The sequence below is a fragment of the Bacillus sp. LQ16 genome, from assembly GCF_057784645.1.
In genome coordinates, this window is record NZ_CM173491.1 from 3494271 (window position 1) to 3518444 (window position 24174).

A 24174-nucleotide genomic window follows, 5' to 3' on the forward strand; every position below is an offset into this window, starting at 1 on the left:
TTTCACAGCGTGTTTCATTGCTTTACATACACTTCAACAATCGGATTCTCTTTATTATCCGCATGCAAGCGTATATTCGCTTCACTTGTATTATAAATACTAGCTAATAACATTATCGTTAACACATTAGGTATCTTCGCATCACTTCCGTATTTTCTCTCAAGCCCTTCCTTATATTCAAAATCTAAATCCCCCTGCACATATGTATACACTTCAAAACCATCTTCTAAATTGCAAACTACTGTATCAATAATATCTGCCCCTACTTGCTTCTTCATTTCCTCTCGCAACGCTTCAATAAATTCTTCCCACGGTACTTCGTATGTCTGAAACTGATCTGTAGATTTCATGCCTTTTCCTCCTTATATATCCTCTTCTTATATTTCCCCTTTCCTATAACAATTATGATAGATAGGACATTCGTACAAGCCGCACTTGTCCCCCTTACATATCGTATTACTGTAATGCGGAAGGAGGAAAGAACATGCATAGACAAAAATGTTATGATACATGCCGACGTTATTTTGGAAAAGTTGTTCGGATTGAAGACCGTGATGGCCGTATACATTTAGGTAAAATAATCGATTTGACACAAAACTCTGTATGGATCGAACCGGTGCAACAGCGCTCATCTTTTGATTCAGGATTCGGATACTATGATGCTTATGCAAACGGTGGTTGTGACCTTTGCGGCGGCCTTAGCAGATGTGATAGTTGCGGATTTGGATGCGGTGGTGGATTCAGCAGTTGCGGATGTGGTGGCCGTGGTTGCGGTAGTTGTGGTGGCGGCGGCTGGGGTGGCGGCGGTTGTGGCTGGGGTGTTGAACTCGGATTTGGTTTCATCTTCGGAATTACATTAGCTGCATTATTTTTCATTTAACATAGTAAAGAGTTGGCTACCTTTAGCCAACTCTTTTTCTTTATTTTTCACATATAAAAATACGATGCCCTAAAATGTGTTGGTACATAAGCCGTACATTTTCATGCTGTACCCACGCCTCATATAACTCATTCGGAATATGTGAGGATACATTCCACTCTGGCTCTTCTACATAGCCAGAGATCGTTTCTGCAATCGTGCCACCGCCAGCAATTGTAATTCTTTTAAAATTTGCTTTCTGAAATAATTGTACCCACTCATTCTCAGTTAATAGTTCTTTCATGCCATATAATTGGGCGATTTTTTCTTCCTCACCCTTATCAATGTGCCTATCAATAATCATTTCAATGACAACAAGCTTACCGTCCTGCTGTAATACACGATAACACTCCGAGATAACCCTTTCTTTCTCTGTAAAAGCGATGATTGATTCTCCAAGTACGAACTCAAATGAGTTATTCAAACAAGGTAATTGCTCTACACTTCCTTCAATTAATTGTATATCTAACCCTTCAAACAACCATCTATCTTTTGCCTTTTGAATCATAATTTCATTCTTTTCAACAGTTGTTACTTTATAACCAAATTCCCTTGTCATATATGCCGCTGTTTTTCCCGTACCGCAACCTATTTCAAGGACATTCGCTCCATATTTAAAAGGCAGTTGTGCTAACAATTGTTTTGTTAACGTAAAACCACCAGGATGAGCACTTCCTATTCCGTAATAAGCTAGGAAATCGATGTATGTGTTTCGCTTCATAGGACTCTCCTTCAAGTTTTCTATAATACATATATTCATCCTCAAAAAAATAGTGCACAGAAAAAAAAGCATTTTCAAGTGCAATGTTGCAACTTGAAAACGCTTTTTTCTTTTACTATTTCTCTTCTACATACGCCCATTTGAAACTATATTCCGGACTAATATTATGTTTTACAATTCCCTTTACATTTGGTTTCATAACATACGATCTACCACTTTGATATAAAGGTACGAGCGCTACATCTTCTTCAAGTAACAGTTTTTCTGCTTTCCCTAGCTCTGTCCAACGTTTTTTTGCATCAGCCATCCATTCCGTCTTACTTTTATTAATAATGTCATCATATTTTGAATTTGAATAGCTCATCTGATTCTGTGAATTTTTCGTTTCAAACATATCAAGATATGTCATTGGATCCGCATAATCTGGATTCCAGCCGCCATATGAGAAATCATAATCTTGGTCTGATTCTAATTTTAGTTTTTGCTTAAATGGTTGCAGTTTAATATTTACTGTTACACCCTTTAAATTCTTTTCAATTTGATCTTTTACATACTCCCCAACCTTTTTCGCATTACCAGTATCATAATTTAATAGCTCTATTGTCACTTGATCTTTTCCAAGTTCTTTTTTCGCAGCTTCCCAGGCTGCTGCTGCCTTTTTAGAGTCTTGTTTTAAACCATTTTTAAACGTTTCTGCGAAATCTTTACCATCTGGTCCAGCTGCTAAACCTTTTGGTACTAAATAATCCACTGGTTTTGAACCATCATTTAAAATGACATTCGTTAAAGCTTTCTTATCGATTGATAATGCAATTGCTTCACGTAGTTTTTTACTCTTTAACGGTGTATCTTGCCCACCACGTTTTTGATTTAGACGCAAGTAAAACGTACTTGTTTCTGAATATGCACCAAACTCTTCTTTATTATTTCTATACTTATCAACAAATTCACCTGATAAAAGTGTAAAATCAATCGCACCTGTATCATATAAATTTACTCTTGTAGCTGGTTCTTTTACTACACTATAGTTGATTTCTTCTAGTTTTACAGTCTTTTTATCCCAATACTGATCATTTTTCTTTAATTTCCAACCTTGTTCATGCTTCCAATCAGTAAGTACAAACGGTCCATTATAAACTGTCGTATCAGACTCTAAACCGTATTTATCTCCTTTTTCTTTTACGAACTTTTCATTTAATGGATAGTATGACGCGAATGCCATTAAATTTAAGAAATATGGTACTGGTCTCTCTAGTTCAACTTCCAGCGTATAATCATCTACCGCTTTTACACCTAATGTAGAAACTTCTGCTTTCCCTTGATTTATTGCCTCTGCATTTTTAAGATAGTAAGCAATAAACGCATACTCAGCAGCTGTTTTTGGATCTACTAGACGTTGCCATGCAAATACGAAATCTTTCGCTGTTACAGGATCACCGTTTGACCATTTTGCATCTTTTCGTAATTTGAATGTATATTTTTTGCCATCCTCGCTTTTCGTACTAGATTCTGCCGCCGCTGGAATTGGCTTGTTATCTTTATCTAGACGATATAACCCTTCCATCGTGTTTCCTAAAATTTGAGAACCTAACGTATCTGTATTTTTAGAAGTATCCATCGTCGGAATTTCATTCGTTTCTGTACGATTCATTACTTGCTGTGCCGCATATTTAATATCGGATTTTTTCTCTTCCCCGCCACTATTAGACGTCGTAGTCGTTTTCTTCTCCCCACCAGAAGATCCAGAACATGCTGTTAACGCCACACTCATTGCTAATACTGGCGCTACAACCGCCGTAAACTTTTTCATCTTTTTCTTCATTTTTGTACCCTCCCCAATTATATGTACGAAACTAACTTTGAGAGATTTCTAATTTGAATTATCAGAAAATTATTACTAATTATTATTCTACTAATTTTCCTAAGATTGTAAAGTATTTTTAAAAATATTCATAATAATTAATTTATTTAATTCGATAACAATCTATTACTACTATACGAATTCTCCCACATCTACTATATGTAAGTACCACTTTTCTTATTCTTCTCTATTTAATTTAATAGTAAAAGAGCGTTCTAAAAGTCATTTATGAACTGCACCCCAATTGTTAGACACAGTCTAACAATTGGGGGTGCAGTTTTTCTATGGCTAAATTTACAGCTGATGAAAAAATACAAATCGTTCTACGTTATTTGAACGGAAATGAAAGTTATCGAGAAATAGGTAGATCGCTCGGTATAAATGACACAATCATTTTGAATTGGGTAAACCAATATAAACAGAATGGTCTGGAAGCTTTTCTAAAACGATGTACAAATTACACACAACAATTTAAACTAGACGTACTAAACTTTATGATTGAAAACGGTATGTCCTTATTTGAGACGGCAGCTATCTTTAATATTCCTGCCCCTTCAACGATTTCTGTTTGGAAAAAACAGCTCGAAACACAAGGAATTGATGCCCTTCAATCTAAGAAAAAGGGGCGTCCATCCATGAAAAAAGATTCAAATAAACAATTAAAACAACCTTTAGCTGAAGGGTCAGTCGAAGCACTTGAAGCACGCATTAAACAGCTTGAGATGGAAAATGAGTACTTAAAAAAGTTAAATGCCTTAGTTCAAAACAAGGAAAAATCACAAAACAAGACAAAGCGCAAGTAGTCTATGAATTAAGGCATAAATATTCGGTGAAGGCACTCGTGGAGCTAGCTACTATTCCTCGAAGCACGTATTATGATTTAGTAAAGAAAATGAATCGTCCAGATGTAGATGCCGATTTGAAAATTGAGATTAAAGCGATTTATGAGGAAAATAAAGGTCGTTATGGTTACCGTCGCATTCGTGATGAATTAACGAATCGTGGCCAGAAAGTGAACCACAAGAAGGTTCAGCGCATTATGAAAGAGCTTGGGTTAAAGTGTGTTGTGCGTATGAAGAAATATAAATCCTATAAAGGAAAAGTCGGTAGAATTGCACCTAATATTTTAGAGCGTAATTTTCATACAGATGCACCGAATCAAAAGTGGGTAACAGACATCACAGAGTTTAAATTGTTTGGAGAAAAACTGTATGTATCACCTGTATTAGATTTGTATAATGGTGAAATTATTACCTATACAATTGGTTCTAGACCGACGTATTCGCTTGTTTCAGACATGTTAGAGAAAGCATTGGAACGTTTACCTGAAACCCACCAGCTACTGATGCATTCAGATCAAGGATGGCATTATCAAATGAGACAGTACGTCCGTACACTTGAATCAAGAGCTATCGTCCAGAGTATGTCTCGAAAAGGCAACTGTTACGACAACGCAGTAATAGAAAATTTCTTTGGGATTATGAAGTCGGAGTTCCTCTACATAAAAGAATTTGAAAATGTAGAGCACTTTAAAATAGAATTAGAAAAATATATAGATTATTATAATACGAAACGGATTAAGGCAAAATTAAAAATGAGCCCGGTACAATACCGGACTCATTTTTATCAAGCTGCCTAATGAAATAACCGTGTCTAACTTTTAGGGGTCACTTCATTATCTACCTTTAAAACGCTCTTTTTTATTATTTCCCTTCCGTTACATAAGCCCACTTAAAGCTATATTCTGGACTGATGTTATGTTTCACAATTCCTTTAACATTCGGTTTCATTACATACGCTCTACCTGTTTGATATAAAGGAATTAATCCTGCATCTTCTTCAAGGAACAATTTCTCTGCTTTTCCTAACGTTTCCCAACGCTTCTTCGGATCAGACAATAATTCATTACCTGCTTTCGCTACCATTTCATCGTATTTTGGATTCGAATAACTCATTTGGTTATATGGGCTCTTCGATTCAAACATATCAATAAACGTCATTGGATCCGAATAATCTGGGCTCCAACCTGCAAATGAAACTTCATAATCTTGCGCTGACTCTAATTTCAGTTTTTGTTTGAACGGCTGAATTTTCGTGTTAACCGTTACACCTTTTAAGTTTTTCTCAATTTGATCTTTAAAATAGTCAGCAATTTTTTTCGCAGTTCCATCATCATAGCTTAGTAGTTCAATTGTCACTTGATCTTTTCCAAGTTCTTTTTTCGCTGCTTCCCAAGCTGCTGCACCTTTTTTCGGATCATATTTTAGACCATTTTTAAATGTATCTTGGTAATCTTTACCGTCAGGCCCTGTCGCAAGCCCTTTTGGTACTAATTGATCTGTTGCTTTTGAACCGTTATTTAAAATAACATTCGCTAGGCCTTTTTTATCAATTGATAATGCAATTGCTTCACGTAGTTTTTTGCTCTTTAACGGTGTATCTTGTCCGTTACGCTTTTGATTTAAACGTAAGAAGAATGTACTTGCTTCTGAATACTCACCGTACTCCTCTTTGTTCGATTTATATTTATCAACAAATTCTCCTGATAATAGTGTAAAATCAATTGATCCTGTATCATATAAGTTTACTTTCGTCGCAACTTCTTTTACTACACTATAGTTAATTTCTTCTAATTTCACAGTCTTTTTATCCCAATACTGATCATTTTTCTTTAATTGCCATCCTTGTTCATGCTTCCATGACGCCATAACGAACGGTCCGTTATACAACGTTGTATCTGCTTCTAAACCGAACTTATCTCCTTTTTCTTTTACGAACTTTTCATTTAAAGGATAGTACGATGGGAATGCCATTAAATTCAAGAAATACGGTACTGGCTTTTCTAATTCTACTTCTAGTGTATAATCATCTACCGCTTTTGCTCCTAAATCTGTTAGAGGTTTTTCACCTTTATTAATTGCTTCTGCATTTTTAATATAGAAAGCGATAAACGCATATTCTGCAGCTGTATTTTTATCGAGTAAGCGCTGCCATCCGTATACGAAATCTTTCGCTGTTACAGGATCACCGTTTGACCATTTTGCATCTTTTCGTAATTTAAATGTATATTTTTTGCCATCCTCGCTTTTCGTACTAGATTCTGCCACAGCTGGGATTGGCTTATTATCTTTATCTAATCGATATAAACCTTCCATTGTGTTCCCTAAAATTTGAGAACCTAATGTATCAGTAGATTTTGAAACATCCATCGTCGGAATTTCTTGATTTTCTGTACGATTTAATACTTGTTTCGCTGCATATTTAATTTCAGCTTTTTTCTCTTCCCCACCACCACTAGACGTCGTAGTTGATTTCTTCTCCCCACCAGATCCAGAACACGCTGTCAACGCCATACTCATTGCTAAAACTGGCGCTACAACCGCCGTGAACTTTTTCATCTTTTTCTTCATTTTTGTACCCTCCCCAATTATATGTACGAAACCATTTTTGTTAGACTTTCTAATAACTAGTTATCAGAAAATTCTTATTAATTAATATTCTACTAATTTTTCCGCTTTTGTAAAGTTATTTTTAAAATATTCTAAAAATTATTTTTTTATTATAGTAAAACGTATTTTTTACAATTGTCATGATACAAATTCTTCCTTACATCTATCGATTTATTTACATGTAATCTCATAATAAAAAGAGCATTCCAAAAGTAAATAGTCTACTTTTGGAATGCTCTATCATTTATCTTTCTATTGTACGAGTTTCTCACTACAAAATAAGCTAAGAAACTTGTATACATCCACTTAAAGATAACATTACTGTTTAAAAATTATTTTCCATCTTTTTCAGTCATATATGCCCACTTGAAGCTATACTCTGGACTGATGTTATGGTGAACGATACCTTTTGCATTTGGTTTTTGAACATATGCATCACCACGTTGGTATAAAGGTACAAGCGCTACATCTTGCTCAAGAAGTAATTTCTCAGCTTTTCCTAGCTCTTCCCAACGTTTCTTCGCGTCACCCATTAATTCTCCGCCAGCTTTTTTGATCATATCATCATACTTCGAATCAGCGAAGCTCATTTGGTTATGAGAATGATTAGACTGGAACATATCTAAGAATGTCATTGGGTCAGCGTAGTCAGGTCCCCAACCAGCAAATGATAAATCATAATCTTGCTCTGTTTCTAATTTTAACTTTTGTTTGAATGGCTGAAGTTTAATATTAACTGTTACACCTTTTAAGTTTTTCTCGATCTGGTCTTTTACATATTCTCCAACTTTTTTCGCATTACCAGTATCATAGTTTAATAGCTCAATTGTAACTTGGTCTTTTCCAAGTTCTTTTTTCGCTTCATTCCATGCAGCTGCTGCTTTTTTCGCATCTGGCTTAATACCATTTTTAAATGTTTCTTGGAAATCTTTACCATCCGGTCCGGTTGCTAATCCTTTTGGTACTAAGAAGTCCGCAGGTTTAGATCCATCATTTAAAATTACATTTGATAGATTTTTCTTATCAATAGAAAGCGCGATTGCTTCACGTAATTTTTGGCTCTTTAACGGTGTATCTTGTCCGCCACGTTTTTGGTTCAGACGTAAGAAGTATGTGCTTACTTGTGAATATGTGCCAAACTCTTCTTTATTATTTCTATACTTATCAACGAATTCACCTGATAGAAGTGCAAAATCAATTGCATTTGTATCATATAAATTTACTCTTGTAGCTACTTCTTTTACTACACTATAGTTAATTTCATCTAGTTTTACAGTCTTTTTATCCCAATATTGGTCGTTTTTCTTTAATTTCCAACCTTGCTCATGCTTCCAATCAGTAAGAACGAACGGTCCGTTATATACTGTTGTATCAGACTCTAAACCATATTTATCTCCTTTTTCCTTCACGAACTTCTCATTTAATGGATAGTACGATGGGAACGCTACTAAGTTTAAGAAGTATGGTACTGCTTGTTCTAACTCAACTTCAAGCGTATAGTCATCTACCGCTTTTACTCCTAGCTCTGCTACAGGTTTTTCACCTTTATTCACCGCTTCCGCATTTTTAATTGGAAATGCAATAAATGCATATTCAGCAGCTGTTTTTGGATCTAATAAGCGTTGCCATGCATATGCAAAATCTTTCGCTGTTACAGGATCACCATTTGACCATTTTGCATCTTTACGTAGTTTAAATGTATATTTTTTACCATCCTCACTCTTCGTGCTTGATTCTGCAGCAGCTGGGATTGGTTTGTTATCTTTATCTAATCGATATAAACCTTCCATTGTGTTCCCTAAAATTTGAGAACCTAATGTATCTGTATTTTTAGAAGTATCCATTGTTGGAATCTCATTTGTTTCAGTACGATTTAGTACTTGTTTTGCTGCTAATTTTCCTTCTGATTTACTATCTCCACCAGAGCTAGAATTTGTGCTTGTCTTCTTATCTCCACCTGATGTAGAACATGCTGTTAATGCCATACTCATTGCTAAAACTGGTACTACAACCGCTGTTAGTTTTTTCATTTTTTTCTTTTTCACTTTCTGTACCCTCCCTAATTCTTAACGCTCTCATTTAAGAATTTTCTGATAATTCTGTTTTTCTTTATATATTTATCAGAAGATTCTTATTAACTATTATTCTACTAATTTTTTGAGTTTTGTAAAGTGTTATTATTGAAAATTTTTAAAAAATTATTTTTTTACAGTAATATTCATAAAAATTACTTAACCTTTCGAAACACTATACCTCATGGAATTCTATGTATTGATTTAATAGTCTTTATATCCCTTTACTATAAAATAACTTGTAAATTATTGTTAATAAATAATGTATATCGTAACAAACCTCTTTTCTACAAAAATAAAAAAGCAGACATTTCGTCTGCTTTAATTCTCCTCAATTTTCTTTTCACTTAACCCTAGATGTGTTCTAAGAGTATTACTCAAACTCTGTAGATCTTTTTTATTAGGATTATAATAATATACACGTTGCCCGTTTGGGCCATTAGGTAAGTATAAATCATCACCAGCTAATTGTATTTTTTCAACTGAACCGTTTAAACCGTATTTATAAAAAGATAAAATATCATCCATTACTAAATTTGTTTTAAAATCACTATCAACCGCCTCAACTATTTTTTCTAGCTTCGTAATCGATCCTACACTTTTTAATTTACTTAAAATCGCTTCAATAACAAGTTGTTGGCGCTGTCCTCTCATTGCATCACTATCAATATGGCGCGTTCTTGCTAGTGCAAGTGCTTCTTCGCCATTTAATTTTTGTAATCCTTTTTTCAAATGAATCGCATCAGGTTCATCTTTACTATTTTGCTCCGTAAATTCAACCGGGACATCCACTTCAATACCATCTAACCCATCAACAATTTTAGTAAAGGAACCAAAATTAAATTTCACAAAATAATCAACGGGCACCTGTAACAATTTTTCTACCGCTTCCACAGAAGCTTGCGGTCCTCCATCTGTACCATTTTTAACGAAACCACTTCCATATGCATGGGTTATTTTATCTTTTTTCTTTTCAACTGGAACATATGTATATGTATCACGCGGTATGCTCGTTAATTTCACTGTTTTATCGTCTTTATTAAAAGTCGCTAACAATAATGCATCTGTATGAAATGCACCATTATATTCCTTTTGTCGTTCTTGATTTTCATCAATTCCCATAATTAAAAGTGAAACATGATTTGCAATTGGCTTTACAGATTTCTCACGTAAATTGGATTTTTCACCTCGTGCTAAATTCAAATTAGATTTTTGTACGAGACTAGAAGTTTTCATATATACATAGGCTCCATAGCCAATTCCACCAAATAGTAATACCGCCAGTAGTAAACTTATTATCGTTTTCTTTTTATATTTTTGCTTATTTTTCTCTTCTCTTAAAGATGAATGATTCTCCATTTACTCTCCTCCTGTTTCTATTCATCCAAAATATTTTTCATTCTTTCATATTTAGCGCTATCCTTTTGAAACATACTTTCTTTCAATCCCTTATCTATTTGTATCCATTCAGTCGTAACTGAATATTGAATCAAGCCTTCTTGAAAACTAAGAAATTTCAACATAATCCCTGTATTTTTCTCCACAACCATTTCGAATTTCCCTCTTAAATCTTCAGAGGTGCTAACAGGCATCTCTATGTTGATGACTCCTTCAATTTTGTAACAATCTAATCCAAGATATTTCGTTTCTTTATAATTCCAATCTTTATATCGAATTAACAAATCTGCGAATTCTGATTGAATACTATATTTAGCTAGCCCTATATATTCATCATCATATCGCTTTTTTTCACCTGCTTTTTTCAATAACCTTTCCGTAGGATTTAATTTTAATAGTTCATTGTTTCTTTCTTTCGGGTTCCATTTTGTCTCTTTATAGGTATACTTCTCATCATCAAACTCTTTTTTCTTGCCCTCGTTATATATAATTGTTCGTTTTTTCGCTAGTTTATCTTCTTTCGAAGAGATACCTCTTTGTTTTTCCGTATCAATCGCATACTTATATGTTGTAGCAATTCTTGATGAGCTAGAATATTCCTCAAATTGTCCTGAAATATTTTTAAAATAATCAATAGAATCTAGCATTTTTTGATGAATCTTTTCTTTATCTGGATAATGTACATTCGATTTTATTTCTTCTTCATTTTCAAAATCAGAAAACGCTTTTTTCTTTACATATTCAAATACTCCACCATTTTGCGCAAAACTTTGTATAGAAAACTCAGACATAGATACCACTGAAAGTATACAAACCGCTGCACTAATTATCATCATCATATGAATTTTGTAACTCTTCTTTTTTACCTTAAGATTATGTAGCGTGCCATTAATTTTTTCATTTAACTCTGGAGGTACTATAACATTTTCATCTTTTATTCTCTTTTTTAATTTCTCATCAAATAATTTTTCATTATCCATCCTTTACACCCCCTATTCCATCTTTAATCGTTTTTGTAGTTGTTCCCTCGCGCGTGACAATCTTGATTTCACTGTTCCTTTCGGTATTTCTAACAGCTTTGCTATACTCTCTTGATTCATATCTTCATAATAATAAAGCACCGTAACAGCTCTTAATTCTTCATGTAACGATTGAATCGCATTACACAAATCTATATCTTCATACTGATCACACGCACTCATATTGTAATCATTCTCTTCTGTCACAATTACATTTTTATACGCTCTAATAATATTGTTACACTCATTTATTAGTATTCGAATTAACCAAGTTTGAAAAAATTCTTCTTTTTTTAATTTTTTTATATTTTCATAGGCCTTTAAAATTGTTGTCTGTATCGCATCCTCTATATTTGTCTCATCACGTAACATCGCCTTTGCTATTCGATACATCTTCACTTTTTCTGTATGCATAAGCGCTATAAAGGCTTCATGATTACCTTTTTTCGCTAAAGAAACATCCGTTTCTTCTTTTATAATCATTTTATATAAAGGGATTACTTTCACAATTGCTCCTCCTGTTTCATCCTCACTTCATCACTTCCAATTTAACTTTACATGTATTAGACGTATGAACCTAGAAAAAGGTTCATTTTTTTGAATATTTTCTTAATTAAAAAGATAAATATCCTTTATAAGTGTTATGCGATAAACATACTAGTTTTAATTTACAAATAAAAAAAGCCCACTTTCTAGTGGACTTTCTACTTTATAACGGTAAATCCCTCTTCTTAAACACTACAATTGCTACTATGAAAATACAAAGTGCTCCGGCAATTAACCCTATACTTACCGGCCATATATTATACGCTCCTTCAGCAATTTCTTTCGGACGAAACAGCGTGAATAATGATAGGTTTTTCATCCATTCTAACTTATCACTTAACTTCCCTACCATATCCAATACGAAAAATAGGATAGTTAAACTCGCTGAATAACTTAGTGCTTTTCTTTCGTCATTACATATGCAAGAAAAGAAAAATGAATACGCACTAACGACTAAAAATATGAGACCTCCGACTATATTTATCTTCAAAAATAATTCTTTATTTAAGTTATTATCTTGTAAAAACCATTCTGCACCTACTAACCCAGCTACATACGTAACAGATACAATGATTAGTAGTCCCAATATGAGAACAGTAGCTTGTGTAATAGCAATTTGCACTCTAGATACAGGTGTTGCTAGCAAGTATGCCATTGCTCCTTTATCTACATGACGAGCAATTAAATGTGTCGCAACTGTTACGCAAAAAATTGTTAAAATGATAATAAACAATAGACTATAGTATTCGCCCGCTAGAAAATCCATTACGTTTTGAATCGGACTTTCCATACCAACGATTTTTTTCACACTATCAGGCATGGCAGCTATTAATTCATTTAGCCCTTTCGCTGATACCATTGACGGGAATATCCAAATTAATAACCACAAATATAAAGCCGCACCACACGCATAACTCAAAATACTTTTTTGTGTTTCTTTCAAACTAGCTAAAAACAATTGCTTATTCATGCGTTACCCCTTCTTTCTTATCGTAATAATGCATAAATAAATGTTCTAAATCCATCGCTCTCGTTTGAAGTGCCGTTACATTATAGTTTGAAAGTGTTTGTAAAACAGTTTGATAGTTTCCTTGTACAATGATAGATGCCTCTCTACCTTTTACCGCTTCAAATTGCAAATTACACTTTATAAGGGACTCAATCTCTTCTTGTGATGATACTGTTACATCTATCACCTGTCTTCTCATACTTTGTAAATCGTGAATATTTTCAACCGTTACGAGTCGACCATCTTTAATAATAGCTACTCTGTCACAAGTTCTCTCAATTTCAGTAAAAATATGTGATGACATTAGGATTGTTTTTCCTCTTTGCTTTTCCTCTAATATTAAATCTATAAACACTTGTTGCATAAGTGGATCAAGTCCAGATGTTGGTTCATCTAAAATTAACACCTCTGGATCGTGCATAAATGCAGCGACTATCCCTACTTTTTGCTTCATTCCTTTAGACATTTTGCGAATCGGTGTTTTCACATCAAATTGCAGACGCTCTATCAGTTCATCTCGTCTTTTCGTATCCTTTAATCCACGCATTCCCTGCATTAATTTTAAAAACTCTAATCCGTTCATTCCTTCAATAAAAGAAATTTCACCCGGTAAATAACCAACTTCCCTTTGAATTTTCGCTGCTTCATTCCAACAATCTAATCCAAAAATTGTCGCTTTACCAGCTGTCGGTTTTATAAATCCCATTAAATTACGAATCGTCGTTGATTTTCCGGCACCATTCGGTCCTAAATAACCAAATACTTCTCCCTCTTTTACATCAAATGTAATATGAAACAAACCTTTTCCATTCGAAAACTGTTTTGTGACATCTTGAACTGAAATCATAATTCCACCTCATTTTTTTGAAATATTGAATATGTGATATTTCAAAATTATTGTACTCCTCATCTTCCATATTCGCAACAAATTTTTGAAATATTTATTAGTCCATATTTCAAAATTATTGTTTTCCATTATTTTTTCTTGTATATTTTAAGTGAGGTGATTGCATTGAACGGCTTTGAAAGAGTAAAAGAAAAGAAAAAGCGTGCCATTAAAGAAGCAGCATTCGTATTATTTTCAGAACGCGGATTTAATGAAGTGAAAATAGAACATATCGCAAAAGAAGCAAACGTTTCTCAAGTTACAATTTATAATCATTTCGGAAGTAAAGATGCGTTATTTAGGGAGCTTATACAAGAATTTATCATATCTGAATTTCAATATTATAAAGAGCTTGCAGAAGAAAAATTACCTTTTAATGATATGATGCAAAAAATGATTGTAAGAAAAATGAATACTGGCGGGTTATTTCAACCTGATATGTTACTGCAAATGATGCAAAGGGACGAAGAACTCCGTAAGTTTATTTATAGTTATCAAAATGAAAAAATCCTGCCCTGGTATTTAGAAATATTAGAACGAGCTCAGCGCAAAAACGAAATTAATCCACACCTTACTAAAGAAATGATGTTACTTTACATTCAAATGTTTACTAAATTAGGTGATGATTTTGGGGCACAACTTCTTGAAGGAGATCGTGAAAAACATATACAAGATATCGTTACGATGTTCTTTTATGGACTGTCCGTCCCAAAAAAATAATTTTTCTAAAGAACAAATAGAATCACCAAAAAGCCCTTTGGATATTTAAATCTCAAGGGCTTTCTCATATCAAATAAATAGCTAAAACTAACTTTATCTTAAAGAAGTTAAATGCTGCTTTATAGATAACACCTTATTATAGATTAACTCTTTTAGCATAACAGGCTGAATCGAAATAATCGTTTCACCGAAATTCAGAAAATAATTTGAAATAAAATCAGATTCTTGCTTGTTAAAATAGCCTGTTATAATGTAATTTTCATTTTCCTTTTGCAACCTCATGGAAGGGTAATTCTCTTTATCAAAAATGTCTTTTCCTTTTTGATTAACAATGACGCTAAAATCAATTGCATCAGGCTTCCTGTGAAAAGTAGTAAGATAACTTAATAATTCTTCAAGATTTTTTGGATGAACATTGCTTGTTTCCACAATAGAGAGAATTTTATCACATCTAATTATTTGAACATGATTTGTCTCAAAATTAAAGATTTTAGCATACCACTGGCCAAATTTAGATTCTATTCGAATAAATTGGACAACCAATGCTTTCTCCTCACCTTTTTTTAAATATGTTAAATGATAAACTCGCTCAGCAAAAATCCCCTGTAAAATTTCTTTTAAGAACGGACTAAAATTACTATGATTTGTTACTTCAAAGGAAAGCGTTAGTTCCATGATTGAAATATTTTTACTCACATTATCAGGTAATACATGTTTAAATTTATTTTCAAGCGCAATACTTTCTACATTAAATGGTTTTGTCTTATATCCATTTAGCGTAAGAATTGAAAAGTATAACGCATACATTTCATCCACACTAAAATAAATTGGTGATAACACATTATTTTCTATAATTTTATAACTTCCATTTCTACCTAGTTCAGAATATATGGGTACACCTATTTCTTCCAATGATTGAATATCTCGCAACGCGGTACTTTTAGAAATATCATATCTAGCCATTAAATCTTTTAAATTAAAATATCTTTTATTCTTTAAGAAAATAAGCATATCATTTATTCGTTCCGTTTTTTTCATATTTCCCTCCCAAAAAGGTGTCATGTATTGAAACCCTTTTAATCTATATTATAATTATCAACTAATAAAGGAGTTATATATTTATGACATTAGAAATAGCTATTTTTCTTTCAATGAATGGGCAAGCAAAGGAGGCGATTAATTTTTATATACGTAATTTAGAAGCTAAAAAGTTAATGATTGTTACGTATGAAGAACTGGCGAAAAGAGATAGTTCTTTTAAAATTACAAGTGAAAATAAAGATCATATTGCTCACTCTGTTTTACAAATTGGGAATACAAAGCTAATGATAGCAGAAGATACAATGAATACTAATGAACGTTATAACGTTGGAAATAACATGTCACTTTGCATTCAAAGCGCTAATTTAGAAGAAATACAAAGGTTTTATAATAATTTAATTTCCGATAAGCATGTGAAAATAATCTCTCCGCTAGAAAAAAATATATTTAGTGAAGCATATGGTATTATTGAAGATCCTTATGGCATACAAATCCAATTAATGTATGATAAACGACTAAACTAATTAATTAATCATATTCACATATTCCTAATAAAAAAGACACGAAATTCGTGTCTTTTTATTTTATAGAAATGACTCTACCCTTTTCACTACTTTCAATCGCTAATTGAATCAATTTAATAACATCTAAACCTTCTTTTGCTGTTACAGGTAGTTTCTCACCATTTAATATACTATCTCGTACACCTTTATAATAATTGTCATAACAACCGACTTCTGTTGGAATACGCTCTAGGCTTTCTTCTGTTTCTAACGTAGCAAAATTCTCTTCATCGTCTACCCCATAACCGTTATCGCCTGGCTTCATTCCATTTTTTAATTGCTCTTCCTGCGAATCCATACCGTACTTCACGATAGAACCTTTCTCTCCATGCACTATAAAATGCGGTCCAGCTTTTTTCACATAACTGCTGCTACGTAAAATGATACGTTTAAATCCGTAATGCAGTACTATGTGGAAATAATCATCCACCTCTGCACCTGGTCGTTGTTTTATTACATCTGCACTTATCGCATCTGGTTTCCCAAATATTGATAACGCTTGGTCAATTAAATGCGATCCTAAATCGTATAATATACCGGAGCCTGGTAGATTTTTTTCTCTCCATCGATCACGTACATGTGGACGGAAACGATCAAAATTCGATTCATATGCGTATACATTCCCTACTCTGTTTTCTCCTAACAATTTCTTAATTGTTAAGAAATCATTATCAAAACGACGATTATGATATACGCTTAACATTACATTATGCTGCTCTGCTAATGTAATAAGCTCTTCCCCTTCTTCAATTGAAACAACAAATGGTTTTTCTACAACAACATGCTTACCGTTTAAAATTGCTTCTTTTACATATGGAAAATGAGTTGTATTAGGTGATGTAATAACAACTAAGTCAACATCAGCTCGCTTCACCAATTCATCAATTGTACTAAAAACATTAGCGTTTGGTAATGTTTCTTTTACTACCTCTTCTTTTGAGGATAATACAGCACGAATATCATATTCTTCTATTGTTTGTAATAGTGGGATATGAAATGTCGTACTAGAAAAACCAAATCCTACAATCCCTACACCTATTTTTTTCATGTTGCCCCTCCATTTGTGCCCCTTTAACGGGCAGTAAGATTCCTAACCCCAAATTCAGTGAAAGCTAGGGAATTAGGTGAGGAATCAACTGCTTGTTAAAGCCCGATTAGTTGAACTTTATGAGAACGATTTCATTCAGTTATTATAACAAGATTATTATTATTTACATAATAAATTGCCTAGAAAAAAGCATCTTGCTACTATTCATAGCAAGATGCCCTCTTTATTCTGGTCTTTTCTTCGTCCACGTTTCTACTACTTCACCAGTATCATTTACATCTAGCACTAGGCTACCATTACTATACCGGTCTTTATTTCGATACGCTTTCGGATCAATCTCTTCTACAATGTTTTTCTCTGTCTTCATGTAAACTAATTCATCGTCCCGAACAATTTCAATACCGACAATGCGGTACGGATTACGTTTTAACTCTTTGAAAATAACAAGACCTCGCTTCGCCCTCGTTGATTTTTCAATTTCTGATGCTTTTAGACGTTTTACAGCACCACGCTGCGTTACGAGAATAAGTTGATCTTTATCACCATTTAACGGTTTACCAGAAGCGACATAGTCATCTTCTTTTAAATTAATTGCTTTCACACCAGCAGCTCTTACACCGACTGGACTTACTTCATCTTCATGGAAAATAAGTGCATATGCACCATGTGTAGCAAGAACGATATCACTCGTTCCATCTGTCGCAAATATATCGACAACTTCATCATCTTTTTTCAAGTTTACAGCAACGAATGCCCTTGAATAACGCTGAACTTTATATTGATTTAATTCTGTTTTCTTTATCATACCATTTCGTGTTACAAATACGATAAATCGTTTTTCTTCCTCAAAGTTCGGTACAACCGTTGCCCAAATGATCGTTTCATCTCGGTCGAGTGAAACGATATTTGCAACGTGCTGACCTAAATCTTTCCAACGAATATCTGGCATTTCGTATACTGGAAGATATATATAGTTCCCTTTACTTGTGAATAAAAGAACTGTTTCAGTCGTATTCGTATCGAATCGTTCAAGTAAGATGTCACCCTCTTTCATACCGAAGTCTTTGCCGTTTGATGCATTATGTGAGCGCCATCCAGTACGTTTCACATATCCTTCTTTCGTTACAGTAACGATGACATCTTCTTGTGGAATCATCACTTCTACGTCTATTTTAATTTCTTCAATTTGTTCTTCAATAATAGCACGGCGATCATCACTATATGTTTTCTTAACTCTCTTCAAATCAGTTTTAATGACTTGAAGTAATCTTTTTTCACTTTGTAAAATTGACTGTAGCTCTAGAATTTTCTTATTAAGCTCATCTGCTTCTTCTTGTAACGCCGTAATGTCTGTATTCGTTAAGCGATATAATTGCAAGGAAACAATTGCTTCCGCCTGTGCTTCTGTAAAGCCAAATTTTGCACTTAAATTATCTTTCGCATTACGTTTATCTTTTGAAGCTCGAATTGTCTCGATTACTTGATCTAAAATCGATAATGCTTTCTTTAAACCTTCTACAATATGTTGACGATTTTCTGCTTTTCTTAATTCATATTGCGAACGTCTCGTAATAACCTCTTTTTGATGTCCAATATAAGCATCCAAAATTTTTGGTAATGTCATAAGTGTTGGACGACGATTATTAATCGCTACCATATTAAAGTTATATGGAATTTGTAAATCTGTATTTTTATATAAATAATTTAAAATACCTTCGGCGTTTGCTTCTTTCTTTAATTCAACAACAATTCGTAAACCAGTACGATCTGTCTCATCACGCACTTCAGCAATACCATCTAACTTTTTATCTAGACGTAATTCATCCATTTTCTTTACAAGGTTTGCCTTATTCACTTCGTAAGGAATTTCAGTGATTACAATTTGTTGTTTCCCACCGCGCACTGTTTCAACTTCTGCTTTTCCACGAATAATAATTTTACCTTTACCTGTTTCATACGCCTTTTTAATACCATCAATCCCTTGAATAATACCGCCTGTTGGGAAATCTGGTCCTTTCATAACTGTTAATAAATCATCAACAGTACTATTTGGCTTATCAATACGCATCATTGTAGCATCAATAACTTCTCCAAGATGATGCGGAGGAATTTCTGTTGCATAACCAGCGGAAATCCCTGTAGATCCGTTCACTAATAAATTCGGGAACGCTGCTGGTAATACAACCGGTTCTTCACTCGTATCATCAAAGTTTGACACGAATTCAACTGTTTCTTTATCAAGATCACGTAATAATTCAGATGCGATTGGTGATAAACGAGCTTCCGTATAACGCATTGCTGCCGCTGGGTCCCCATCTACACTACCGTTATTACCATGCATTTCAACTAAAACATTACGTACTTTCCAAGTTTGGCTTAAGCGTACCATTGCTTCATATACAGAGGAATCTCCATGTGGATGATAATTACCGATAACATTACCTACTGTTTTAGCTGATTTACGAAACGCTTTATCATGTACATTACCTTCTACATACATAGAATATAAAATACGTCTTTGTACTGGCTTTAAGCCATCACGTGCATCTGGAAGTGCACGATCTTGAATAATATATTTACTATAACGTGCAAAGCGATCACCTAACACGTCTTCAAGCGGGAGGTCATGAAACTTCTCTGCTTGCATGTTATTCCACCTCCGTCTCCATAATCATTTCATTTTCTAAAATATTTCCTTCTTCTTGCATACCAAACTGTACATTACGTTCAATCCATTTACGGCGCGGTTCTACTTTATCGCCCATTAATGTTGTAACGCGGCGCTCTGCTCTTGCTGCATCATCAATTTTCACGCGAATTAATGTACGCGTTTCAGGATTCATTGTTGTTTCCCATAATTGATCCGCATTCATTTCACCAAGCCCTTTATAACGTTGTAACATGTAACCTTTTCCAACTTTTTTCGTTACACCGTCTAATTCCTCATCTGACCAAGCGTATTCAATTACTTCACTCTTACCTTTTCCTTTACTTACTTTGTATAAAGGAGGGAGTGCGATAAACACTTTACCCGCTTCGATAAGTGGCTTCATATATCTGTAGAAGAACGTTAATAACAATACTTGAATATGAGCTCCATCCGTATCGGCATCGGTCATAATTACAACTTTATCGTAGTTAATATCTTCAACATCAAATTCATTTCCTACACCGCCGCCAATCGCATAAATGATTGTATTAATCTCTTCATTTTTAAAGATATCAGCAAGCTTTGCTTTCTCTGTATTAATTACTTTACCACGTAATGGTAATACGGCCTGGAAACGACGGTCTCGTCCTTGTTTCGCTGAACCACCAGCAGAGTCACCCTCTACTAAATACAATTCGTTTTTCTGAGGATTACGTGATTGTGCAGGTGTTAACTTCCCGCTTAACGTACCTTCTGATTTTTTCTTCTTCTTACCACTACGTGCTTCTTCTCTCGCTTTACGAGCAGCCTCACGTGCTTGCGCTGCTTTAACTGCCTTTCTCACAAGAAGTGTAGCTACATCCGGGTTTTCCTCTAAAAAGTAAGCTAAATGCTCTGATACAATGGCATCAATAGAAGAACGAGCTTCACTTGTACCAAGTTTCCCTTTCGTTTGTCCTTCAAACTGAAGTACTTCTTCTGGTACACGTACAGAAACGATAGCCGCTACACCTTCACGAATATCTGTACCTTCTAAATTTTTATCTTTTTCTTTTAATAATGAAACTTTACGAGCATACTCATTGAACACACGCGTCATTGCTGTTTTAAATCCAGCTTCGTGTGTTCCACCATCTTTTGTACGTACGTTATTTACAAACGAAAGAATATTTTCTGAGTAACCATCATTAAACTGGAATGCTAGTTCTGCTTCAATTCCGTTTTGTTCACCAGTGAAATATACAACCGGGTGAATTGAATCTTTTTCTTCGTTTAAATATGAAACGAAAGCTTCGATTCCTGTTTCATAATGAAATATATCTTCTAAATCATTACGTTCGTCTTTTATCGAGATTTTCATTCCTTTTAATAAGAATGCAGATTCACGTAATCTCTCACATAATGTTTCATAATTGTAATTTGTCGTGCTGAAAATCGTTGTATCTGGTTTGAAGTGCATTGTCGTACCAGACTCTTTTGTTTTCCCGATTTTCTCTAACGTCGTTGCAGGAACGCCACCATTTTCAAAGCGTTGTTCATAAATGTTACCATCACGTTTAATTGTTACTACTAACCATTCTGACAAAGCGTTTACAACTGATGCCCCAACACCGTGTAAACCACCACTCGTTTTATAGCCACCTTGACCAAACTTACCACCTGCATGAAGTACAGTTAAAATAACTTCAGGTGTAGGTTTCCCAAGTTTATGCATTCCCGTAGGCATTCCTCGCCCTTTATCTATAACGCTAATACTATTATCTTTATGTATTACGACTGAAATTTCGTCGCCAAATCCCGCTAACGCTTCGTCAACGGAGTTATCTACTATTTCATATACTAAATGATGCAATCCACGGCTATCCGTACTCCCGATATACATACCCGGGCGTTTTCGAACGGCTTCAAGTCCTTCTAACACTTGAATCGCATCTTCATTATATTGGAACTGATGCTTCGCCAAACTCCTTGCCCCTTTCCTAATCCAAAATCAGAACATATGTTTCTATTATAGAATAACGCCTCGACTATAGTTTTGGCAAGTTATCTTATCTCTTTTATATACCATCTTCAATAGAAAAATCCTTGTTTTCTCACAAGGATTCCTCTAGGCTACTATTTCAGAAAAATAATCGTTTGTCAACGAGAAATGGATATGTATTCCAAGATTACACATTCCAAACCTTTATTATGATCCAAATGATCAAGATCCAAAATGGGATTACAAATAACAATCCCCAAAAACAGCCTTTAAAAAATCTCATGATGAACACCTCGTTCATCGGCCCTACTTATCTATAATGAGGGCTGAATCAATCTTTCTACTTTTAAATCTATACTATTTTGTCATCGCATGTTCTACTTTAATACAACGATCCATTATTACAGTATAGTCTTTTTCTTTTAAAAGTTTATATGTATCTTCATCTTGTACTCCTAATTGTGCCCAAAAAACATCTGCATCAATCTCTACAAATTCTTTTGCAACATCCATTAAAAACTCTGAGCGACGAAATACATTTACTATGTCAACGTGTTCCTTAATATCCTTTAGTGAAGAAACTGCCTTTTCTCCAAGCACCTCATCTACTGTTGGATTAACTGGAATAATACGGTATCCAGCATCTTGCATTGCTTTTGAAACCATATACGATGTACGTTCTGGCTTATCTGATAATCCAACAACCGCAATTGTTTTGCTTCTCTTTAACACTTCACCAATTTCCGTACGAGTTGGGTTTTCAATTGTCATAATTAATCCCTCCTATTCCTTTAGTATAGCCGATAAAGAAAGTCTCTTTCAATATGAAAGAGACTTTCTTTTATTTCGATTATTGATTCTTTGTAGCTGAATTATCTGCTAAAGTAGCCGATTTCGTCATTTTTTGACCGTTACGGTAGAATGTAACTTCTACTTTCTCGCCTACTTTTTTCTTTTCATATAAATATTTACGGAATTGAAGTGAGTTTTCTACTTTTTGATCATCTAATGCTACTACAATATCATATTGCTCTAAACCAGCTTTTTCTGCCGGTGATATTGGGTAAATTTTACCTAATACAACACCGTTTGTTACTTCTTTCGGTACTTTCAATTGATTGACTGCATAAGCTTGCACATCTTCTAACGAAACGACACCTACTCCAAGAGCTGGACGTTTTACTACTCCGTCTTTTTCAAGTGATTCAATAACTGGCTTTGCGATATTAATTGGAATAGCAAATCCAATTCCTTCAACTTCTTGCTGTGCAATTTTACTTGAATTAATCCCAATTATTTCACCATTTTGGTTAAATAATGCACCACCACTATTACCTGGGTTAATCGCTGCATCTGTTTGAATAACTTGTGCTTGCCAATCTGGTCGTTTATCGCCATCAATATCAACTGGAATTTCACGTTCTTTACTACTAATAATGCCTTCCGTTACACTTCCATCAAATCCTAGTGGGTTACCGATTGCAATTGCTTTTTCACCCGCACGGATTTTACTTGAGTCACCTAAAGTTGCAACTTTATTCACATTAGAGCCGTCAATTTCAACAACAGCTAAATCTAACCAAGGATCTTTCCCTACTAACTTTGCATCTACCTTTTTACCATCACTTAGTTTTACAGCAAGTTTATTTGCACCATCTACTACGTGGTTGTTTGTTACAATATATGCTTTATTTCCTGCTTTTTTATAAATAACACCTGATCCTGAACCAGCTTGTTGTTCTTGACCTGTCGGTTGCATTGCAAATGGATCAACACTTTGCTGCATATTAATAACACCTACAACAACGTCTTTCGCTCCTTCAATCATACCAGGTAAATCAGTTTCATTTTTCGCTTTATTTACAACAGGAACTACAGTACCTTCTACTTTTGAATCCGAACTAAATGATGATACTGGTGCTCCATTATTTTGAGCCCATGGCATATATGGTGCTGCAAAACTAATCGAAACCGCTCCGACTACAGCTCCCACTAAACCTGTGAAGAAATAGCCTTTTTTACTACCTGATTTTCTCACTTCTCTCGTTTCACTATGCTCTTCATTTAAATTTGGTCCGTCGTAATATCCCATGTTTTATTTCCCCTCTCTGGTGAATTCGTATTTTCAGTATAGTCACGTTTTGTGTCCTTCTTGTGAACTCATCGTGAAATCCAATTAAAAAAATACTCCTATCTAACATTGTAGACAAGAAAAGTATTTTTTGTACATTCTACCTTCAAAAGAGAGTATAAAATTGCCATTTCCCTAGGCTAAATTACACAAATCGTTC

General features: G+C 34.3%; 20 protein-coding genes. 4 read left to right on the forward strand and 16 right to left on the reverse strand.

The window, feature by feature from the left end:
- Positions 1–14: 14 nt before the first annotated feature.
- On the reverse strand, positions 15–350 hold the full coding sequence (locus AC3EMB_RS17465) for a hypothetical protein (RefSeq protein ID WP_000842905.1): 336 nt from the start codon (positions 348–350) through the stop codon (positions 15–17).
- 134 nt (positions 351–484) lie between these two features.
- On the opposite strand from AC3EMB_RS17465, the gene AC3EMB_RS17470 reads away from it, so the two are divergent.
- Entirely contained in the window at positions 485–880 is a 396-nt protein-coding gene (locus AC3EMB_RS17470; RefSeq protein WP_053563839.1) for a hypothetical protein, read from the forward strand.
- Between the two features lie 40 nt (positions 881–920).
- Here AC3EMB_RS17470 and AC3EMB_RS17475 read toward each other — a convergent pair whose 3' ends face one another.
- Together AC3EMB_RS17475 and AC3EMB_RS17480 are read right to left on the reverse strand one after the other, a co-directional pair.
- Positions 921–1640, reverse strand: a complete 720-nt coding sequence (locus AC3EMB_RS17475) for a class I SAM-dependent methyltransferase (protein ID WP_000828255.1) — start codon at positions 1638–1640, stop codon at positions 921–923.
- Between the two features lie 115 nt (positions 1641–1755).
- Entirely contained in the window at positions 1756–3462 is a 1707-nt protein-coding gene (locus tag AC3EMB_RS17480) for a peptide ABC transporter substrate-binding protein (RefSeq protein WP_053563837.1), read from the reverse strand.
- Positions 3463–3785: 323 nt separating this feature from the next.
- Here AC3EMB_RS17480 and AC3EMB_RS17485 point away from each other — a divergent pair.
- Positions 3786–5140, forward strand: a protein-coding gene (locus AC3EMB_RS17485; protein ID WP_488517191.1) for an IS3 family transposase whose coding sequence is annotated in 2 segments (ribosomal slippage) — positions 3786–4239 and positions 4239–5140 — 1356 coding nt in all. Because the reading frame shifts where the segments join, the coding sequence is not laid out codon by codon here.
- A gap of 64 nt (positions 5141–5204) precedes the next feature.
- Here the strand turns inward: AC3EMB_RS17485 and AC3EMB_RS17490 are convergent.
- The 7 genes from AC3EMB_RS17490 to AC3EMB_RS17520 all read right to left on the reverse strand — a co-directional run bounded on the left by AC3EMB_RS17490 (position 5205) and on the right by AC3EMB_RS17520 (position 13841).
- Positions 5205–6911 (reverse strand): peptide ABC transporter substrate-binding protein, encoded by a 1707-nt coding sequence (locus AC3EMB_RS17490; protein ID WP_000728442.1) that lies wholly within the window; start codon positions 6909–6911, stop codon positions 5205–5207.
- 371 nt (positions 6912–7282) lie between these two features.
- Positions 7283–8995 (reverse strand): peptide ABC transporter substrate-binding protein, encoded by a 1713-nt coding sequence (locus tag AC3EMB_RS17495; protein ID WP_000727535.1) that lies wholly within the window; start codon positions 8993–8995, stop codon positions 7283–7285.
- 348 nt (positions 8996–9343) lie between these two features.
- Complete coding sequence (locus tag AC3EMB_RS17500; RefSeq protein WP_366986725.1) at positions 9344–10381, reverse strand: LCP family protein; 1038 nt, start codon at positions 10379–10381, stop codon at positions 9344–9346.
- 17 nt (positions 10382–10398) lie between these two features.
- The gene (locus AC3EMB_RS17505) at positions 10399–11400 is read right to left on the reverse strand and encodes an anti-sigma factor (RefSeq protein WP_488517192.1); all 1002 of its coding nucleotides are present in this window, start codon (positions 11398–11400) and stop codon (positions 10399–10401) included.
- Positions 11401–11412: 12 nt separating this feature from the next.
- Positions 11413–11946, reverse strand: a complete 534-nt coding sequence (locus AC3EMB_RS17510; RefSeq protein WP_023522718.1) for an RNA polymerase sigma factor — start codon at positions 11944–11946, stop codon at positions 11413–11415.
- A gap of 202 nt (positions 11947–12148) precedes the next feature.
- Positions 12149–12955 carry a DUF2705 family protein gene (locus tag AC3EMB_RS17515; RefSeq protein WP_001041425.1) on the reverse strand — a complete coding sequence of 269 codons (807 nt, stop codon included), beginning with the start codon at positions 12953–12955 and terminating at the stop codon, positions 12149–12151.
- Positions 12948–13841 (reverse strand): ABC transporter ATP-binding protein, encoded by an 894-nt coding sequence (locus AC3EMB_RS17520; protein ID WP_023522720.1) that lies wholly within the window; start codon positions 13839–13841, stop codon positions 12948–12950. The genes AC3EMB_RS17515 and AC3EMB_RS17520 overlap by 8 nt, the downstream gene beginning before the upstream one ends.
- 156 nt (positions 13842–13997) lie before the next feature.
- Between AC3EMB_RS17520 and AC3EMB_RS17525 the strand changes: the two genes are divergently transcribed.
- Positions 13998–14600 carry a TetR/AcrR family transcriptional regulator gene (locus tag AC3EMB_RS17525; RefSeq protein WP_488517193.1) on the forward strand — a complete coding sequence of 201 codons (603 nt, stop codon included), beginning with the start codon at positions 13998–14000 and terminating at the stop codon, positions 14598–14600.
- Positions 14601–14693: 93 nt separating this feature from the next.
- Here AC3EMB_RS17525 and AC3EMB_RS17530 read toward each other — a convergent pair whose 3' ends face one another.
- On the reverse strand, positions 14694–15662 hold the full coding sequence (locus AC3EMB_RS17530) for a helix-turn-helix transcriptional regulator (RefSeq protein WP_071731626.1): 969 nt from the start codon (positions 15660–15662) through the stop codon (positions 14694–14696).
- Between the two features lie 59 nt (positions 15663–15721).
- Here AC3EMB_RS17530 and AC3EMB_RS17535 point away from each other — a divergent pair, with 59 nt between their 5' ends.
- Complete coding sequence (locus AC3EMB_RS17535; protein ID WP_000171337.1) at positions 15722–16165, forward strand: VOC family protein; 444 nt, start codon at positions 15722–15724, stop codon at positions 16163–16165.
- 55 nt (positions 16166–16220) lie between these two features.
- Here the strand turns inward: AC3EMB_RS17535 and AC3EMB_RS17540 are convergent, their stop codons facing one another.
- The 5 genes from AC3EMB_RS17540 to AC3EMB_RS17560 form a co-directional block, all read right to left on the reverse strand.
- Positions 16221–17252, reverse strand: coding sequence for an oxidoreductase (locus AC3EMB_RS17540; RefSeq protein WP_488517194.1), 1032 nt, complete (start codon positions 17250–17252; stop codon positions 16221–16223).
- A gap of 223 nt (positions 17253–17475) precedes the next feature.
- Positions 17476–19899, reverse strand: coding sequence for a DNA topoisomerase IV subunit A (gene parC, locus AC3EMB_RS17545; RefSeq protein ID WP_001147467.1), 2424 nt, complete (start codon positions 19897–19899; stop codon positions 17476–17478).
- Between the two features lies 1 nt (position 19900).
- Entirely contained in the window at positions 19901–21865 is a 1965-nt protein-coding gene (gene parE / locus AC3EMB_RS17550) for a DNA topoisomerase IV subunit B (RefSeq protein WP_001062197.1), read from the reverse strand.
- A 375-nt stretch (positions 21866–22240) separates the two neighbouring features.
- Positions 22241–22654, reverse strand: a complete 414-nt coding sequence (locus AC3EMB_RS17555) for a CoA-binding protein (protein ID WP_000151397.1) — start codon at positions 22652–22654, stop codon at positions 22241–22243.
- Between the two features lie 79 nt (positions 22655–22733).
- Positions 22734–23975: a S1C family serine protease gene (locus AC3EMB_RS17560; RefSeq protein ID WP_000542643.1), complete on the reverse strand. Its 1242-nt coding sequence runs from the start codon at positions 23973–23975 to the stop codon at positions 22734–22736.
- Between the last annotated feature and the right edge of the window lie 199 nt (positions 23976–24174).

What these genes read in the sequence shown, in the direction of transcription:
- AC3EMB_RS17535 (WP_000171337.1), top strand. Translation starts at nt 15,722, where the DNA reads ATGACATTAGAAATAGCTATTTTTCTTTCAATGAATGGGCAAGCAAAG.
- AC3EMB_RS17560 (WP_000542643.1), bottom strand. Translation starts at nt 23,975, where the DNA reads ATGGGATATTACGACGGACCAAATTTAAATGAAGAGCATAGTGAAACG.
- AC3EMB_RS17465 (WP_000842905.1), bottom strand. Translation starts at nt 350, where the DNA reads ATGAAATCTACAGATCAGTTTCAGACATACGAAGTACCGTGGGAAGAA.
- AC3EMB_RS17490 (WP_000728442.1), bottom strand. Translation starts at nt 6,911, where the DNA reads ATGAAGAAAAAGATGAAAAAGTTCACGGCGGTTGTAGCGCCAGTTTTA.
- AC3EMB_RS17500 (WP_366986725.1), bottom strand. Translation starts at nt 10,381, where the DNA reads ATGGAGAATCATTCATCTTTAAGAGAAGAGAAAAATAAGCAAAAATAT.
- AC3EMB_RS17515 (WP_001041425.1), bottom strand. Translation starts at nt 12,955, where the DNA reads ATGAATAAGCAATTGTTTTTAGCTAGTTTGAAAGAAACACAAAAAAGT.
- AC3EMB_RS17530 (WP_071731626.1), bottom strand. Translation starts at nt 15,662, where the DNA reads ATGACACCTTTTTGGGAGGGAAATATGAAAAAAACGGAACGAATAAAT.
- AC3EMB_RS17505 (WP_488517192.1), bottom strand. Translation starts at nt 11,400, where the DNA reads ATGGATAATGAAAAATTATTTGATGAGAAATTAAAAAAGAGAATAAAA.
- AC3EMB_RS17475 (WP_000828255.1), bottom strand. Translation starts at nt 1,640, where the DNA reads ATGAAGCGAAACACATACATCGATTTCCTAGCTTATTACGGAATAGGA.
- AC3EMB_RS17555 (WP_000151397.1), bottom strand. Translation starts at nt 22,654, where the DNA reads ATGACAATTGAAAACCCAACTCGTACGGAAATTGGTGAAGTGTTAAAG.
- AC3EMB_RS17520 (WP_023522720.1), bottom strand. Translation starts at nt 13,841, where the DNA reads ATGATTTCAGTTCAAGATGTCACAAAACAGTTTTCGAATGGAAAAGGT.
- AC3EMB_RS17540 (WP_488517194.1), bottom strand. Translation starts at nt 17,252, where the DNA reads ATGAAAAAAATAGGTGTAGGGATTGTAGGATTTGGTTTTTCTAGTACG.
- AC3EMB_RS17480 (WP_053563837.1), bottom strand. Translation starts at nt 3,462, where the DNA reads ATGAAGAAAAAGATGAAAAAGTTTACGGCGGTTGTAGCGCCAGTATTA.
- AC3EMB_RS17470 (WP_053563839.1), top strand. Translation starts at nt 485, where the DNA reads ATGCATAGACAAAAATGTTATGATACATGCCGACGTTATTTTGGAAAA.
- parC (WP_001147467.1), bottom strand. Translation starts at nt 19,899, where the DNA reads ATGCAAGCAGAGAAGTTTCATGACCTCCCGCTTGAAGACGTGTTAGGT.